This is a genomic window from Actinomyces oris (genome assembly GCF_001553935.1).
GTDB lineage: Bacteria > Actinomycetota > Actinomycetes > Actinomycetales > Actinomycetaceae > Actinomyces > Actinomyces oris_A.
The window spans coordinates 1,732,612-1,747,948 of the sequence record NZ_CP014232.1; the positions used below are offsets into that span (position 1 = coordinate 1,732,612).

The 15,337-nt window shown below is 70.3% G+C and carries 15 protein-coding genes; 8 read left to right on the plus strand and 7 right to left on the minus strand.

Annotated features, from left to right (window positions below; genetic code table 11):
* Window positions 1-19 precede the first annotated feature (19 nt).
* Window positions 20-1,306: a M48 family metallopeptidase gene (locus AXE84_RS07040; protein ID WP_060957366.1), complete on the minus strand. Its 1,287-nt coding sequence runs from the start codon at window positions 1,304-1,306 to the stop codon at window positions 20-22.
* Between the two features lie 277 nt (window positions 1,307-1,583).
* Between AXE84_RS07040 and AXE84_RS07045 the strand changes: the two genes are divergently transcribed.
* Window positions 1,584-2,396 (plus strand): peptidyl-tRNA hydrolase, encoded by an 813-nt coding sequence (locus AXE84_RS07045; RefSeq protein WP_420480480.1) that lies wholly within the window; start codon window positions 1,584-1,586, stop codon window positions 2,394-2,396.
* Between the two features lie 10 nt (window positions 2,397-2,406).
* On the opposite strand, the gene AXE84_RS07050 is transcribed toward AXE84_RS07045, so the two are convergent.
* Together AXE84_RS07050 and AXE84_RS07055 are read right to left on the minus strand one after the other, a co-directional pair.
* Complete coding sequence (locus AXE84_RS07050) at window positions 2,407-2,970, minus strand: GtrA family protein (protein ID WP_060957367.1); 564 nt, start codon at window positions 2,968-2,970, stop codon at window positions 2,407-2,409.
* A gap of 96 nt (window positions 2,971-3,066) precedes the next feature.
* A complete protein-coding gene (locus tag AXE84_RS07055) occupies window positions 3,067-3,720 on the minus strand; it encodes an HAD family hydrolase (protein ID WP_060957368.1) in 654 nt (217 codons plus the stop codon).
* 83 nt (window positions 3,721-3,803) lie between these two features.
* On the opposite strand from AXE84_RS07055, the gene AXE84_RS07060 reads away from it, so the two are divergent.
* Together AXE84_RS07060 and AXE84_RS07065 are read left to right on the plus strand one after the other, a co-directional pair.
* Window positions 3,804-5,147 carry a M18 family aminopeptidase gene (locus tag AXE84_RS07060; RefSeq protein ID WP_060957369.1) on the plus strand — a complete coding sequence of 448 codons (1,344 nt, stop codon included), beginning with the start codon at window positions 3,804-3,806 and terminating at the stop codon, window positions 5,145-5,147.
* A gap of 2 nt (window positions 5,148-5,149) precedes the next feature.
* Window positions 5,150-5,605: a YchJ family protein gene (locus AXE84_RS07065; protein WP_060957370.1), complete on the plus strand. Its 456-nt coding sequence runs from the start codon at window positions 5,150-5,152 to the stop codon at window positions 5,603-5,605.
* A 49-nt stretch (window positions 5,606-5,654) separates the two neighbouring features.
* Here AXE84_RS07065 and AXE84_RS07070 read toward each other — a convergent pair whose 3' ends face one another.
* The 3 genes from AXE84_RS07070 to AXE84_RS07080 form a co-directional block, all read right to left on the minus strand.
* On the minus strand, window positions 5,655-6,695 hold the full coding sequence (locus tag AXE84_RS07070; RefSeq protein ID WP_010613985.1) for a zinc-binding alcohol dehydrogenase family protein: 1,041 nt from the start codon (window positions 6,693-6,695) through the stop codon (window positions 5,655-5,657).
* 299 nt (window positions 6,696-6,994) lie between these two features.
* Window positions 6,995-7,330, minus strand: coding sequence for a winged helix-turn-helix transcriptional regulator (locus tag AXE84_RS07075; protein ID WP_010613986.1), 336 nt, complete (start codon window positions 7,328-7,330; stop codon window positions 6,995-6,997).
* A gap of 137 nt (window positions 7,331-7,467) precedes the next feature.
* Window positions 7,468-8,574 (minus strand): NADH:flavin oxidoreductase/NADH oxidase, encoded by a 1,107-nt coding sequence (locus AXE84_RS07080; RefSeq protein WP_010613987.1) that lies wholly within the window; start codon window positions 8,572-8,574, stop codon window positions 7,468-7,470.
* Between the two features lie 89 nt (window positions 8,575-8,663).
* Between AXE84_RS07080 and AXE84_RS07085 the strand changes: the two genes are divergently transcribed.
* Window positions 8,664-9,599 carry a patatin-like phospholipase family protein gene (locus AXE84_RS07085; protein ID WP_010613988.1) on the plus strand — a complete coding sequence of 312 codons (936 nt, stop codon included), beginning with the start codon at window positions 8,664-8,666 and terminating at the stop codon, window positions 9,597-9,599.
* Window positions 9,600-9,601: 2 nt separating this feature from the next.
* On the opposite strand, the gene AXE84_RS07090 is transcribed toward AXE84_RS07085, so the two are convergent.
* Window positions 9,602-10,168 (minus strand): NUDIX domain-containing protein, encoded by a 567-nt coding sequence (locus tag AXE84_RS07090; RefSeq protein ID WP_060957371.1) that lies wholly within the window; start codon window positions 10,166-10,168, stop codon window positions 9,602-9,604.
* Window positions 10,169-10,554: 386 nt separating this feature from the next.
* On the opposite strand from AXE84_RS07090, the gene AXE84_RS07095 reads away from it, so the two are divergent.
* The 4 genes from AXE84_RS07095 (at window position 10,555) to AXE84_RS07110 (ending at window position 15,320) form a co-directional block, all read left to right on the plus strand.
* The gene (locus tag AXE84_RS07095; protein WP_060957372.1) at window positions 10,555-11,580 is read left to right on the plus strand and encodes an alpha/beta hydrolase; all 1,026 of its coding nucleotides are present in this window, start codon (window positions 10,555-10,557) and stop codon (window positions 11,578-11,580) included.
* A gap of 131 nt (window positions 11,581-11,711) precedes the next feature.
* Window positions 11,712-12,299: a biotin transporter BioY gene (locus AXE84_RS07100; protein ID WP_060957373.1), complete on the plus strand. Its 588-nt coding sequence runs from the start codon at window positions 11,712-11,714 to the stop codon at window positions 12,297-12,299.
* A gap of 115 nt (window positions 12,300-12,414) precedes the next feature.
* Window positions 12,415-13,530, plus strand: coding sequence for an LLM class flavin-dependent oxidoreductase (locus tag AXE84_RS07105; protein ID WP_060957374.1), 1,116 nt, complete (start codon window positions 12,415-12,417; stop codon window positions 13,528-13,530).
* A 164-nt stretch (window positions 13,531-13,694) separates the two neighbouring features.
* On the plus strand, window positions 13,695-15,320 hold the full coding sequence (locus AXE84_RS07110; protein WP_060957375.1) for an ABC transporter substrate-binding protein: 1,626 nt from the start codon (window positions 13,695-13,697) through the stop codon (window positions 15,318-15,320).
* The last annotated feature ends 17 nt before the right edge of the window (window positions 15,321-15,337 follow it).

Here is a 15,337-nt window from a genome sequence, read left to right on the forward strand (position 1 = left end):
GTCGTGACCCCGGCGGGCCTCAGTTCTGGCCGGGCCCGTCGCCTGGCCACAGGCGAGTCGAGGTGTCGGGGACAGCTGTGTCGGAGAATCCCGTGGACCCGCTCACAGATCCCGTCGGTGAGCCGTACCCGTAGGGGGTGGGCTGCTGCGGCCCGACGGGACCGGCCATGTTCGGGGGCGCTCCAAAGGCCGCCTGTCCGACAGGCGCGGTTGCCACCGGAACGGGCACGGGAACGGGGGAGGCCCAGCGCAGCTCATCGCGAGGGAGGTCGTAGGTCACGCCGGGGTAGCGACCGAACTGCTCCTCGCTGGGCACGGCCGAGGAGGTGGAGTTCAGCACCGCCAGCATCTGCTCCGGCGTCGGCCACGAACCGGACCGCCCGTTGCCGCTGGGAGCCGACGGCGGGAACCATGCCGTGGACTCCGGTGGGCGGATCATGATCCGCCCCGGGCGGCTGCGGTCGCGCAGGGCGTGGGCGCGCCAGGTGATCACCGGGTGCGTGGACCGCCAGACGGTCACGTGGAGCCACAGTCCCTTCTCCCGCGTGGCGCGATCCGCCACCGCGTGGGTGTTGACCTCGGCCCCCAGGTACTTGCCCCCGGAGAGCACCCCCACGACCCCGGGTACCCCCTCGGGCGCGTAGGAGTAGCCGTGGTTGTCCGCCGTGTACTCCTGGGCCCGAACCAGCGCTTTGCCCACCAGCGGGACGTTGAGGCCGAGGGTGACGAACAGCAGACGCAGCATGGAGATGTGACCCGCGGCGAGGTGCCCGACCTCGTGCCCGATCACGAAGCGCAGCGCCTCAGGGTCGCGGGCCCGGCCGCCGATCTCGAACAGATCGGAGTTGACGACCACGAAGCGCCGGTAGCCGTGGCCGGCTGCGAAGGCGTTGATCTGACCGTTGCCCATGGTCACGTAGGCGTCGGGAACCCGGCGCAGACCGAACTGCCGGGCCGCCTCAACCACCATCCGATAGCCCTCCGGGAACTGGGTGGGACTCATCTGGACCGCGGTCGCACGAAGCTTGGCGTACAGCATCGCGCGCGCCACCCACAGGATGATCGGGATGACGGGCACCAGCAGGAGGAACCGCGCGCCGCCGCCCGCCTCGCTGAGGAAGAAGTCGCGAACCTGAGCCCCCAGGCCGGTCGGTTCAGGCACGGCCACCAGCCAGATCACCAGGGCGATCCACGCCAGGTAGGCCAGTGCAGTCGCCAGGCTGGTCACGACCAGGAGCGGGATCTCGGCAGGGTGACGCAGCTGACGGATGCCCTTGAAGCCGTGAATGGTCGCGCCATTGAACATCCGTGGACGGGAGGTCGGTACGGCCGGCGGCGTCGGGTCAGAAGAGCCGAGGACGGTGGATGGAACATGTGGTGGCATGACGGCAACCTAAACGACTCGCCGCTGGATTCATCTCCTGCCCCAGGAGGATCTTCGCGCCTCGCGTATCAGTCGTCTGGTGGGAAAAGGTGTGGTTGGTCGCTTCCCGCGAACGGCGCTGTCGCTCCAGCAGTCCTGCAGGAGGTGGGGAGCCGGCGGGACCTGACGCCGTCGATCGCGACCCCGTAGGCTCCTGCCCGTGCCGCACTCCGCATCTCCGTCCTTGCCGTTCTTGTCGTCGCAGCCCCTGCCCTCCCTGTCCGGGAACCCGGACCACGCCGTGCCCTGGGGCATGCAGATCGCCGTGCGCTACGACAAGGTCCACCCACCCCGGAGGATCGACGTCGCCGAGGCGGCCGCCCGCGCCGTCGTCTGCCTCCTGGCCTCACCCGCCGCCGCCCCCGGCGGGCCGTGGAACCCGGCCGTCGACTACTGGCGCGACGGGCGCATCCGCAAGCTCGTGCGCCGGGCCCGCGGCAAGCGCTGGGAGGAGGTCCAGGCCATCGACGGCGTCACCGTCACCCAGGACGGTCCGGCCGGCTGGGGGCAGGCCGCTGCCCGCGCCTTCGTCCCCGGGCCGGTGCGCCCCCTGCCCGGGGCCCTGGCCAAGACCCAGGTGGAGGGCACCCACTTCCCACCCGGTGACGAGCTGCCCCCGCCGCCCGCCGAGATCACCGCGCGCGTCGCCCAGGACCCGGCCGCGGCCGAGGAGATCGCGTTCACGGCGGCGTCGGCCTCCACCGGTGCCCTCGTGACGATCGAGGTGACCCCCCTGCACGAGATGACCTCGGGCAAGCTGGCCGCCCAGTGCGGCCACGCCGCCCAGCTGGCCTGGGAGAGCAGTGCCATGCCGCCCGCCCTGAGACAGGCATGGGCCGACGACGGCTACCGGGTGCGCGTCGTCGTGCCCAGCCGGGAGCAGTGGGAGACCACCACCCGGCCCGTCAGCGTCACCGACGCCGGCTTCACCGAGCTCGACGGCCCCACCGAGACGACCCGCGCCTCCTGGTGAGGGAGGTTCCTCAGCGATCAGCGTGCTCGGGCTCCGGCACCCCGCGGAACACCCACAGCCGGATGAACACGTAGAGGTAGATGCCCTCGCAGCAGGCCGAGATGACGCGCGCCAGCTCGGCGTTGACCCCGAACCAGTGCAGCAGCGAGGACAGCCCCAGGATGAAGATGACGTACTGGCTGACGACCCCGGCCATGTAGCCCGCCCCCTGCTGGACGACGTGCCCGTGGGCCTGGAAGTTCAGCCACCGGTTGAGCAGGAAGGAGTAGACGGCCGCGATGGCGTAGCCGACCGTGACCGCCACGGGGTAGAACCAGTGGAGGTGGTTGTAGAACACCCACAGGCAGGTGATGTCCAGGAGGAAGGCGGAGCCGTTGATGATCGCGTAGCCGATGAAGGTCACCGGCAGCCGACGGCGCACGAAGCCCGGCAGGACGGAGTGGATCGCCGTGATGAGGCGCAGGAAGACCTCCGGGGCGCGGCGGGTCGTGGAGGCGGAGGACTCGACGGTGGACGCAGCTCCTTCAGCGGTGGTGGTCCCGGGGGCCCGGTCGTCCGTCGCGGTTCCTGCCATGAGGTGTCCTTCCCTGTGAACGCTCCTGTCAGGGGGAGTCTTCCCCGACCGCGCCGCCTGGGCAAGTTCCGAAAGGAGGAACAGTGGCCCGCCGGCTCATCCTTGTGGCGCAGAGGCGGCCGGCGTCAGGGCCTGGGCCACCTCGCGGCGCAACAGCTCGCCGCCGGCGTCGGCCGGGTGGTGGATAGTGCGCAAGCCCACCTCGCGGGCCGCGGCGATGTTGGTGGCGCTGTCATCGACGAACAGGGCCTGGTCCGCCTCCACCCCCGCCAGCTCCAGCAGCCGGTGGAAGTAGGCGGCATCCGGTTTGGCCACCCCCAGCGTGCAGGAGTAGCCGTCGATGTCGCACAGGCCGTCATAGCCCAGCTGCTCACGCATCCAGGCCCGACGCTCCCACTGCTGATTGGTGGCCAGGACCGTGGTGTAACCCGCCTCGCGCAGGTCCCTCACCAGCTGCCAGGCCACAGGGTCGGGTGTGGCCCGGTGCCACATCTCCAACAGATCCGATGCGCGCAGCTCCAGCCCCAGGCTCGTCACCACCCGCTCCAGCAGCTCGGTCAGGGTCTCCCGACCTGCCAGGGCGTCGGTCTCACCATCGATCATGGCCTGGGCGAAGGCGGGGCCGCCGCCGCGGGTCAGCGCCTCGCCCCACGGGGTGCCGATGAGCTGCAGAACGCCGTCAGCATCGAGCAGGATGGCGCGCACGGGCGTGGACGAGGCGGGCGGGATGACCGGCTGAGAGATGCTCACGCCTCGATTCTGCCCTACCTCGCGGTGGGTTTCGGCCGGGAGGTCGGTCGGGCCGTGGGGTGCACCGGTGGAAGACTGGGGCCATGACTGATGCCGCCAGCACGCCCACCAGCGCCCCCGCCCGTGCCACCGCGATCCTGCACGACGACGACGCCTACACCGACTCCTTCATCGACTTCGTCACCGCCTCACCCAGCTCCTATCACGCCGCCGCCGAGGTCGCCCGCCGCCTGGAGGCAGCCGGCTTCACCGGCGCCGACGAGACCGTCACCTGGCAGGAGGACCTGCCGCGGCGCGGCTACGTCATCCGCGACGGCGCCATCGCCGCCTGGGCGCTGCCCGAGACGCTCAGCCCGGGGGCGGGCGTGCGTATCGTCGGCGCCCACACCGACTCCCCGGCCCTCAAGCTCAAGCCCGCCGCCGCCCTTGTCCGCTCCGGCTGGCAGCTCATCAACGCCGAGGTCTACGGCGGCCCCCTGCTCGCCTCCTTCCTCGACCGCGAGCTGGGCCTGGCCGGACGCCTGACCACCCGCGACGGCGCCGTCCACCTCGTGCGCACCGGACCCATCGCCCGCGTGGCCCAGATCGCCCCGCACCTGGACCGCAGCGTCAACGACACCCTCCACCTGGACCGCCAGACCCACCTGCTGCCCCTGTGGTCACTGGCCGAACCCGACGCCGCCCCCGACGCGGTCGAGACCCACCTGTGCGAGCTCGCCGGCATCGACCCGGCCGAGCTCGCCGGCCACGACGTCCTGACCTACCCCACCCAGGCGCCCGCCCGCTTCGGCCGCGACGGAGAGTTCCTGGCCTCCTCCCGCCTGGACAACCTCTCCTCCGTCCACGCCGGACTGGTCGCCCTCGAGGCGCTCGCGGTCGCTGGGACCGAACTCGCCGAGCCCGTCATCCTGGTCGCCTTCGACCACGAGGAGGTCGGCTCGGACACCCGCTCCGGGGCGGGCGGTCCCTTCCTCGAGACGCTCCTGCGGCGCCTGGCCCGCGCCCTGGGCGTCAGCGGTGACGGCCTCGATGCTCTCCTGGCCCGCTCGACCTGCGTGAGTGCCGACGCCGGGCACAGCGTCCACCCCGCCTACGCCCACCTGCACGACCCGGCTGTCCAGCCGCTCATCAACCATGGCCCCCTGCTCAAGATCAACGCCCAGCAGCGCTACGCCACCGACGCTGCAGGCGCCGCGATCTGGGCGCGGGCCTGCACGGCGGCGGGCGTGCCCAGCCAGGACTTCGTCTCCAACAACGCCGTGCCCTGCGGCTCCACCATCGGCCCCATCACCGCCACTCGCCTCGGCATCACCACGGTCGATGTCGGCGTGCCCCTGCTGAGCATGCACTCGGCCCGCGAGATGTGCGGCGTCAAGGACGGACCCTGGCTCGCCCAGGCCCTGCACTCCTACTGGCAGGGGGCCTGAGCATGGCGGGGAAGCGAGCCGGCCGCAGGGACCGGCCGGACTCGCCGATCCGCGCCGCCGGCGTGCACGGCGCCGACCCCTGCCCCTGCGGCAGCGGCGCAACCTACGCCGAGTGCTGCGAGCCGTTCCACGACGGCGCCCCGGCGCCCACCGCGCAGGCCCTCATGCGCTCGCGCTACACGGCCTTCGTCGTCGGCGACGAGGACTACCTCTTCCGCACCTGGCACCCGCGCACCCGCCCCGAGGGGCCCTACTGCCACCCCGGGACCCGATGGACGGGACTGACCATCCACGAGACCGTCGACGGCGGGGTGGACGACGAGACCGGTATCGTGGAGTTCACCGCCACCTACCGCAGCGGCGACGGGCGCGGGGCAGTGGTGGACGACGCCCTGCGCGAGCGCTCCCGCTTCACCCGCCGCGCCGGCCGCTGGCTCTACCTCGACGCCGTCGGATAGCCCGTCGCGTCCGGCGATCGGGGCCCGCTTCGGTCCCGATCCGGTCGACTCAGCCGGCGTCGGTCACGACGATCTTCCCCACTGCGCGCCCGCTCTCGATGAGGCGGTGAGCTGCCCGTATCTGCGCAGCATTGCGAGGCGTGAGCGTCTGGGACGCAGTGCCACGGATTCTTCCGCTGTCGATGAGCTCGGCGATGGTGGAGAGGATGTGGTGCTGGGTGATCAGATCGTAGCCGTGCCTGGGGCGGGCGAACATGAACTCCCAGTGCCAGGAGATGGCCTTGTCCTTGAGTGCGTACAGGTCCAGGTCGCGCTCGTCGTCGATGGCGACGATCTCCCCGAAAGGACGAACCACTGTGGTCAGCAGCGGCACGCGCCCTCGGCTCTGCGGGGTGAAGACGTAGTCGACGCCGTCCGGTGCGATGGCGAGAACCTGCTGTGCGAGGTCCTCGGCGAAGTGGTCCACCACTGCGTCGGCACCCAGCGACCGGACCCAGTCGCGGGACTCCTCACGTGAGGCAGTGGCGATGACGGAGACATCGGTGAGGGCCTTGGTCAGCTGGATCACCATGGAACCTACCCCTCCTGCGGCTCCCAGCACGAGGATCGTGCCTGCGGAGTCCCTACCCAGGTGGAGCTTGTCGAAAAGAGCCTCCCATGCGGTGAGGGAGGTCAGGGGCAGCGCCGCCGCACTTGCGTAGTCCAACGAGGTCGGCTTCGGTCCAACGATGCGTTCGTCCACGAGCTGCAGCTGTCCGTAGGAGCCAGGACGCTCCAGTGCTCCGGCGTAGTAGACGTCATCGCCGGGCTGGAAGAGGGTGGTCTGCTCGCCGACCGCGATGACCGTTCCCGCTGCATCCCATCCCAGGATGCGTTCCTCACCGCCGGCGTGGTTGAGGGAGGCGCGCACTTTGACGTCAACGGGGTTGACGGACAGTGCCTTGACCTCCACGAGGATGTCGTGGCCAGTGGGAGCCGCTGGGGCGGGGACGGTGGCATCGACCAGGACATCCGGGATGTCCACCGAGCCTCCGGATCGAGTGACGACAGCGGTCATGGTGCGTTGGGTGTCAGGGCTGCTTGGGGGCATCGATAGCTCCTTGCTCATCGGCTTGTGCCAGGTTCGACGGAAGTGCACCGTCAACGAGCACAGACCGTAGTCAGAAGAAAGTGGTTACCCGCAACGACCTCTACTATCAAGAAGATAGTGGGGTGCTCGTGAGTCTGCTGTGACGACGTCCGGATGCTCCGGGACTCGTGGGTGCGCCGTAGGCTCGCAGCACCCTCGGAGTCCGATGTCGAGGGCTGAGGTGCGTTCCCGACGAACTGTGCGCGGTGGCGATTCCCCGGGGCATAGCCCTGGGAATCGCCTTCACGTCGACACGCGACCTACGGGGTCGACCTCGCGTGAGTCAGGGCATGCGCGTATCGGGACTCGGCCCATTCTCGAAGCGCGAACACCGGTTCGACGGCGCTCCGGCCGACCTCCGTCAGGGAGTACTCCACGTGAAGAGGAACCTCTGGGATCACCTCTCGATGCACGAGTCCGTGGTCCTCCAGCCGGCGCAGCGTAGCGGTCAGTACCTTCGGCGAGATTCCTTGAAGGCGGCGTTGCAGCTCCCCGAAGCGCAACGATCCCTCGGCCAGTGCGCCGATGGCCAGCGCGGACCACTTGTTGGCCACGACGTCAAGAAGATCGCGGCACGGGCACTGCGAGGAGTACACGTCTCCGCGGTGCCTTTGCGCACTGGGTGCCGTCGAATGGCTGCTGCCCAAGGATCTACCTCCAGGAGATGGATACGTCGCATGCGACTGAGGACTTCCCAGGAGATAGTACTGGTGGAGGGCGGACGGAGTCCCGCTCAGCTCCAGGTGCCGCGCCAGTACTGGATGGGCCAGGGGGCCTCCTCCCAAGAGCGCACCCCCAGGTCGGCCGCCCAGCGCAGCGGTAGGTAGGGGTCGCGTAGGGCGGCCCGGCCCACGGCGATCGCGTCGGCCTGTCCGGAGATGAGCGCCTGCTCGGCCTGGGCCGCCTCCTCGATGAGGCCCACGCCCACCACCGGGACGTCGCTGCCGGCCACGGCCCGCTTGACCTGCTCGGCCAGCGGCAGCTGGTAGCCGGGCCCCACCGGCACCGCGGTCGGGACGTTCCCGCCGCTGGAGATGTGCAGGACGTCGACGCCGGCTTCCACCAGCTCGCGGCTAAAAGCGGCGGTCTCCTCCCCGGTGACGCCGCCCTCGGCCCAGTCCGAGGCCGACAGGCGGATGTCGAGCACCGTCTGCGACCCGATGGCCTCGCGCACGGCCCGCACCACCTCAAGCGGGAAGCGCTGCCGGTTCTCCACGCTTCCGCCGTAGGAGTCGGTGCGTTGGTTGGACAGGGCGGAGCGGAACTCGTGGATGAGGTAGCCGTGGGCTCCGTGGATCTCGACGACGTCGTAGCCGGCCTCGACGGCGCGCCGCGCGGCCGCCGCGAAGGCCTCCACGAGTCTGCCGATCCCGGCCTCGTCCAGCTCGGTGGGAACCGCGTGCTGGGGGAAGGGGATCGCGCTGGGGGCCAGCAGCTCCCAGCCCTCCAGGGTGCCGCTGCGCGCACCCTCCACCTTGGGGCGCCACGGAGGGGTCCCCGACTTGCGTCCGCCGTGCCCGATCTGGATACCGGCCAGGGCCCCGCCGGCGTGGATCGCCTCCACCAGGCGGCGCTGGCCGGCGACCTGCTCATCCGACCACAGCCCCAGGTCGTTGGGGGACAGGCGCCCCTCGGGGGTGACCGCCGTGGCCTCCACGATGACCGTGCCGAAGCCGCCCACCGCACGGCTGGCGTAGTGGGTCACGTGCCAGTCGGTGACCACGCCGTCCTGCGCCTCGACCGAGTACATGCACATCGGCGGCAGCCACAGGCGGTTGCGGGCAGTCAGCCCGCGCATGGTCATGGGCTCAAGAATGCGCAGCGCGCTCGAGGTGCTCATGGCCTCACGCTACTCTCCCGACCGCTCGGCCGACATGGGGCGGGAATCACCCGTGCGACGACCCCCATGGACGCCATAGGCTCCCGGGCGTGATCTCGCGTCCCGTCCCCGTCACCGACCCTCGTCACCGGCCCGCTCCCATCACCCACGGACCCGACGACGTCGCCCTCGTCTTCGAGAGCGGCGGCATGCGTGGGGCCTACACGGCCGGCCTCGTGCGCGTCATGCTGGAGGCTGGGCTCTCCTTCCCCTGGGTCGGGGGCATCTCGGCGGGCTGCACCAACACCTGCAACTTCGTCTCCCGGGACACCTGGCGCACCCGTGAGGCCTACCTGGGGCTGACCACCGACCCCCAGGCCGGCGGCTGGGGCAGCTTCGTGACCGGCAAGGGCTACTTCAACTCCGAGCACATCTACCTGCACACCTCCGCGCCCGACGAGTCCATCCCCTTCGACTGGGAGACCTTCGCCGCCTCACCCACCACGGTGCGTCTGGGCGCCTTCCGCTGCGACACCGGTGAGGAGGTCTACTGGGGCCTGGAGGACATGCCCACCATGGGCGACCTGCTGGTGCGGGCCCGGGCGTCGTCGTCGATGCCGGTGCTCATGCCCATGGTCGAGGTCGACGGCGCCCCCTACGTGGACGGCGCCGTCGGACCCACCGGCGGCTTCGCCATCGACGCCGCCCGCGCCGACGGGTACGACAAGCAGCTCGTGGTCATGACCCGCCCCGAGGGCTACCGCAAGCCGCCCATGCGACGCCACGAGATCGAGATTCTCCAGCGGCTCTACCCCCGCTACCCGGCCCTGGTCCAGGCCGTCATCGACCGCTCCGAGAACTACAACCGCACCGTTGAGGAGCTGGAGCGCCTGCGCAGCCGGGGGCGCGTCTACCTCTTCCGGCCCGAGCGCATGCCCATCGCCAACGGCGAGCTGCGCTACGACCGCATCATCACCGCCTTCGAGGCCGGTCTGGCCCAGGCCCGCCGCGAGCTGCCCGCCATCGAGGCCTTTCTGGCGAGCTGAGCTCAGTGCGGCAGGGCGACGCCGTAGCGGGCGATGTCCTGGCCCTCATCGAAGCCGAAGGTGATGATCGGGGGCACCGGCTTCCCGCCGTCGAGGGAGGCGGCCAGCAGGTCCAGGACGTGGCGCTCGTGCGGCGGGACCGCCTCGGGCAGGTCGGTCAGTGAGAACCAGCGCAGGCCCCCGTTCTTGGCCGGCTCGCGCACGCTTGGCGTGCCCGCCCAGGTCCGCAGCGTGAAGAACAGGTCGATGCGCTGCTCCAGGGCCGCGCCGCCCAGGTCATTGGTGCGGTGCATCGCCGTCAGCGCGTCGAGGTCCTTCACCTCGACGTCGATTCCCAGCTCCTCGTCGGTCTCGCGCAGAGCCGCCTCCAGGACGCTCTCGGCGGCCTCGACGTGCCCCGAGGCGCCGCAGGCCCAGTGCCCGTCCATGTAGCCGGTGTTCTGCCGCAGCTGGAGGAGCACCTGGGTCGCCGTGCTCGCCGCTCCGGCGTCCCGTTCCACGGTGCCCGGAGCGGGACGCAGAAGGTAGACGTAGGCGGCGGGAACGAGGGTGAAGGAGTGGGCGGCCATGGCGACCACCGTAGCCCAGGTGCTGGGGCGGAGCCGGGCGGGCGGGGTGAGTGGGGAGAGCTGTCGGGATACGGGGGACAGGGACTCATGAAACCATCAGGAATGTAGGCGATGCTCCGGTGCAGTCAGTCATCAGTGGCCGTCTGTGGCAGTTCCGCCATGTGCCCGTCGGGGCATCTGAGAATCACCTCGACGGTAACGCTGCCGGCTCGACGTCGGACAACTAGGATTCGTCCTGGGGTGACGGGAGATCTCGGACCCCGCCCGCGGACCCGACGTCACTGCCGACCGTCAGCCGTCGACACGATCAATGATGACCGATGCCGACCCGAGCCCGACCGACGCCCCATTGACGTCGATTGACGACGCTGCCTGAGGAGGACTTGATGCAGACCAGCCTTACTCGGCTCACAGCCGACGACGGAACGCGTCTGGTCGTGCACATCTGGCTCCCCGAGTGGCTCATCGACGGCTCCCTCCTGGTGGCCGACGCCCCCGAGGCCGACTCCCCAGCACCCACCTCGGCTGCGACGCGCCCACAGGTACCCGGCGCCGCCCGCCCCCGGGGCATCATCGTCATCGCCCACGGCATGGCCGAGCACGCCTCGCGCTACGCCCGCTTCGCCGCCTCCGCTGTGGAGGAGGGCTATGCGGTCCTGGCCGGCGACCACCGCGGCCACGGGGCCACCGCCGCCCCGGGCGGCTTCGGCTTCGTCGCCGAGAAGGGCGGCTGGGAGAGGGTCGTGGCCGACATGGGCACCGTGCTGGACGCGGCCCGGCGGGCCTGGCCCGATGTTCCGGTCTTCCTCATGGGCCACTCCTGGGGCTCCTTCCTGGCCCGCGACCTGGCCGCGCGCCGCGGCGGTGAGCTGGCCGGCCTCATCCTGCTGGGGACCGGCTCAGGAACTGGTGCGCTGACCCGTCCCGCCGCCGCGGTCTGTGCCGGGGAGTCCCGGCTGCGCGGCCCGCGCCACCCCTCTCGGCTGCTCAACGCGCTCGCCTTCGGCCCCTACCAGCGCCACTTCGCCCCCAACCGCACCGAGGCCGACTGGATCAGCCGGGACGTTCACGAGGTCGACCGCTACGTCGCCGACCCCTGGTGCGGATTCGTGTGCACCGCGAGCTTCTTCCGCGACCTCGTTGCCGGAGGAAGGGCCGTCAATACGGCCGCCCACGCCGCGGCCGTGCCCGCGCAGCTGCCCATGCTCCTGGCCTCCGGTGACCGGGATCCGGTCGGCGCCATGGGGCGGGGCGTCCAGCGCTCCGCCACCCTCTACCGCCGCGCCGGCGTGCGGGAGGTCTGCGTCATCCTCTATCCGGGCGGGCGCCACGAGCTGCTCAACGAGACCAATCGGGACCAGGTCACCGGCGACATCCTCACCTGGATCGACGGACACCTGCCTGAACTGTGAGAACCGACGGGTAATCACGGAGTCTCAGGCGGATACCCGGGTAATTCTTGTAGGAAACCTACAAGTTGCGCGGTGGCTCTTCGGTAGGAACCGGTCGTTCGTCAACTCTGCGATCCCCGTAGGGTGGAGTCATGGTCACCAAACTCTCCTCCACGTCAACCGCCGGCAGCCTCGCCCACAGTCCCGCGCTCGCCCGCGTTCGCGAGGCCGGCCTGGTCCTGGCGGGAACGCTCGCCCTGACCCTCATCGGCCAGATCGTGATCCCCCTGCCCTTCACTCCGGTGCCGATCTCCATGGGCACCTTCGCAGCCCTTGGCGTCGGAGCCGTGCTCGGCTCGCGCCGTGGCGCCCTGTCCGCGATGCTCCTCGGCGCCCTGGCCGCTGTTGGGGCTCCGGTCCTGGCCGGTTGGACCGGGGGCACCGTCGTGACCTTCGGTTACGTCATCGGCTACACCCTCATCGCCGCCATCGCTGGACGCGCCGCCACCGTGTGGTCGCGCCACTCCGGCTCCGCAACCTCCCGGGTCGCCACCGGCGTCGCCCTCATGCTGCTGGCCTCGGCCTCGGTCTACGTCCCGGGCCTCATCTGGCTGAAGGTCGCCACCGGCGCCAGCTGGAGCACTGCCCTGAGCCTGGGCCTGGTGCCCTTCATCGCGGGAGACATCCTCAAGTCCGTGGTCGCCACCGGCCTGCTCCCCGCGCGCAGCCGCCTTGGCTGATCACCCTGACTGCGTGAATCCGACCCTCCCTGTGCCCCGCCGGGCTCTGCGCTCGGCGGGGCACACGGGCCTGAGGGCCCGCTTCGGGGTGGTCGGAGGGGGTTAGAGTGCCCGTATGAGTCAGCCCGAAAGGCGGGCCGTACCCGTCCTGTCCGTCATGGACATGGTCCCCGTCAGCGCCGGATGCAGCCGCACCGACGCTCTTACCGACATGATCGCCCTGGCTCGAGCCGCCGATGCCGCCGGCTATGAGCGCTACTGGTTGGCCGAGCACCACGGCTCCACCACCTACCTGTCCTCGGCGACCATCGTCCTCATGGGGCAGGTCCTGGCCGCCACCGAGCGTCTGGGTGTCGCCTCCGGCGGGATCATGCTGCCCAACCACGCCCCGCTCGTCGTCGCCGAGCAGATCGGAACCCTGGCCACCCTCTACCCCGGCCGGGTTGATCTGGGACTGGGTCGGGCCCCGGGCACCGACCGGCGCACGGCCGCTGCACTGCGCCGGCGGGCCTCCGAACCGGGTCGTTTCGCCGAGGAGATCCTGGAGATCCTCGCCTACCTCGGTGACGAGCCCGTGCCGGAACGGGTCCCCGGCTCCCTCCTCCTGGGCTCCCCCGGCAATCCCGACGACGCCCTCCACGCCCCTGAGCCCGGCGGCCCCCGCGTGCGGGCCATCCCCGGGGAGGGCACCCACCCGACCGTGTGGGTGCTCGGCTCCTCGGTCAACGGCGCCCGCGTGGCCGGCCGGCTCGGACTTCCCTTCGCCGTAGCCTCGCACTTCGCCCCGGTCCAGGCCGAGGCGGCGATCGCCACCTACCGCTCCGTCCTGGAGTCCCGTACCGAAGACGCTCCCGGCCCTCAGTACGCACCGGATGTCCCCCGGGTCGCGGCCGCCGTCAACGTCATGGTGGCCCCCAGCCAGGAGGAGGCCCGCCTGCTGTTCAGCACCGCCATGGCCGCCGCTGCCCGCATTGTCGGCAACCGGCCCGGGCCGCTGGACCCGCCCAGCCAGGACCCCGAGGCCTGGCGCGCCTACGCGCCCGGCCGGGAGGGGGCCGTCGAGGCGGCCATGTCCCTGTCCTTCGTGGGCACGGCCGACGACGTCGCCGCCCGCCTGCGTGAGCAGGCCGCCCGGTGGGACCTCGACGAGATCCTCGTGGTCACCTACGCCCACGACCCGGCCCTGCGGCGCCGCTCCTATGAGCTGCTCGCCCAGGCCTGGACCGCCTGAATACGCCAGTCTCTCACGGTTTGACGCGCGTTCCACGTGTCGGCCCTGTTTCCATGGCGGGCGTAATATGCCCGCCTATGGGCGGCGCCTGAGCCCCTCAGCGTGCCGGAAACCCTCTGATCCAGTGACGAATCCCCGTCGGTTCCATGCCCCATGGAGGTCGCATGAACAACGCCCTGACAGTGTCGCGCCGTGGCTTCGGGCTCGGCGCGGCCGCCTTCGGCCTGCTCCTGGTCTCAGGATGCTCGCGCGGATCGGGTTCGGAAGGAGGCGGGCTGGGTAGCGGCAGCGGCAAGCTGACCCTGGCCTACAACTCCGACGGCCCCCACAAGACCTGGGCCGAGGCCGTGTGCCACTCGGTGTCCAACGTCCTGGGCATCACCATGGAGCCCCTGCCGGTGGCCCAGTTCTCCGAGATGCGCTCGGCCATCACCAAGCACACCCTCCTGGGCGCCTTCCGTTCCGGATGGTTGGCCGACTACCCCTCGCTGGAGAACTTCCTCAACGCCACCTTCCAGACCGGCGCCAGCGCCAACGACTCCCAGTACTCCTCGAAGACCTTCGACGACCTGCTCGATAAGGCGGCGGCCGCCACCGATCCCCAGACCGCCTACGGCTACTTCCGCCAGGCCCAGTCCCAGCTCTTCGCCGACCTGCCCGGCATCCCGCTGTGGTACCAGAACGGGATCGGCGGATACTCCCGCAACGCCTCCAACGTCGACTTCAACTGGATCGCCACCCCGGTCTACGAGGAGGCCCGCTCCAGCGCCAACGGCGGCGTCATCCTGGCCAACAACACCGAGCCCCAGAACTCGCTGCTGCCCACCAACACCAACGAGTTCGGTGGTGGGCGGGTCCTCGACCTGATCTATGCCGGTCTGATCCGCTACGACAAGGACGGTAACGTCATCAACGAGGTGGCCTCTTCCATTGAGACCACGGACAACCAGCACTACACGATCACTCTCAAACCGGGCTGGACCTTCTCCGACGGCAGTCCGGTGACCGCCGACTCCTTCATCAAGGCTTGGAAGTTCGGCGCCCTGCTGTCCAACGCCCAGCTCGGCTCCTCCTTCTTCGAGCGGATCAAGGGCTTCTCCTACGACGAGGACTCCGAGCTGACCGGGTTGACCAAGGTGGATGACCTCACCTTCACAGTCGAGCTGAACGCCCCGGCGTCGGACTTCAAGATCAGCCTGGGGCACTACGCCTACTATCCGATGCCGGACTCCGCCTTCAAGGACATCAAGGCCTACGGCAACAAGCCCGTGGGCAACGGCCCCTACCGGCTCGTCTCCTGGGACCACGACAGCCGGATGGTCCTGGAGCCCAACCCCGCCTACGCCGGCGGGCGCACCGTGGCGAACAAGGGCGTCACCTTCAAGCTGTACACGAGCTACGACTCGGTCTACAACGACCTGCTGGCCGACGCCATCGACATCGCCGACGGAGTCCCCGACTCCTTCCTGCCCATCTTCCAGAAGCAGCTGGGCGAGCGTGCCATCAACAAGCCAGCCGCATACTTCCAGGGACTCGCCATCGACGTCACCCACGAGCACTGGAAGATGGACGAGGAGGGACGCGCCCGCCGTGCCGCCATCTGCCGGGCCATCGACCGCAAGCTCATCTGCGACAAGCTCTATTACGGCACCCGCACGCCCGCCAAGGACTTCACCGCTCCCACCGTTGTGGGCTGGACGCCGGATGTCCCGGGCAATGAGGTCCTCACTTACGACCCGGACGAGGCCAGACGCCTGTGGGCGCGGGCCGAGGCCATCTCCACGTTCTGAGGGAGGAAGAAGGAGAC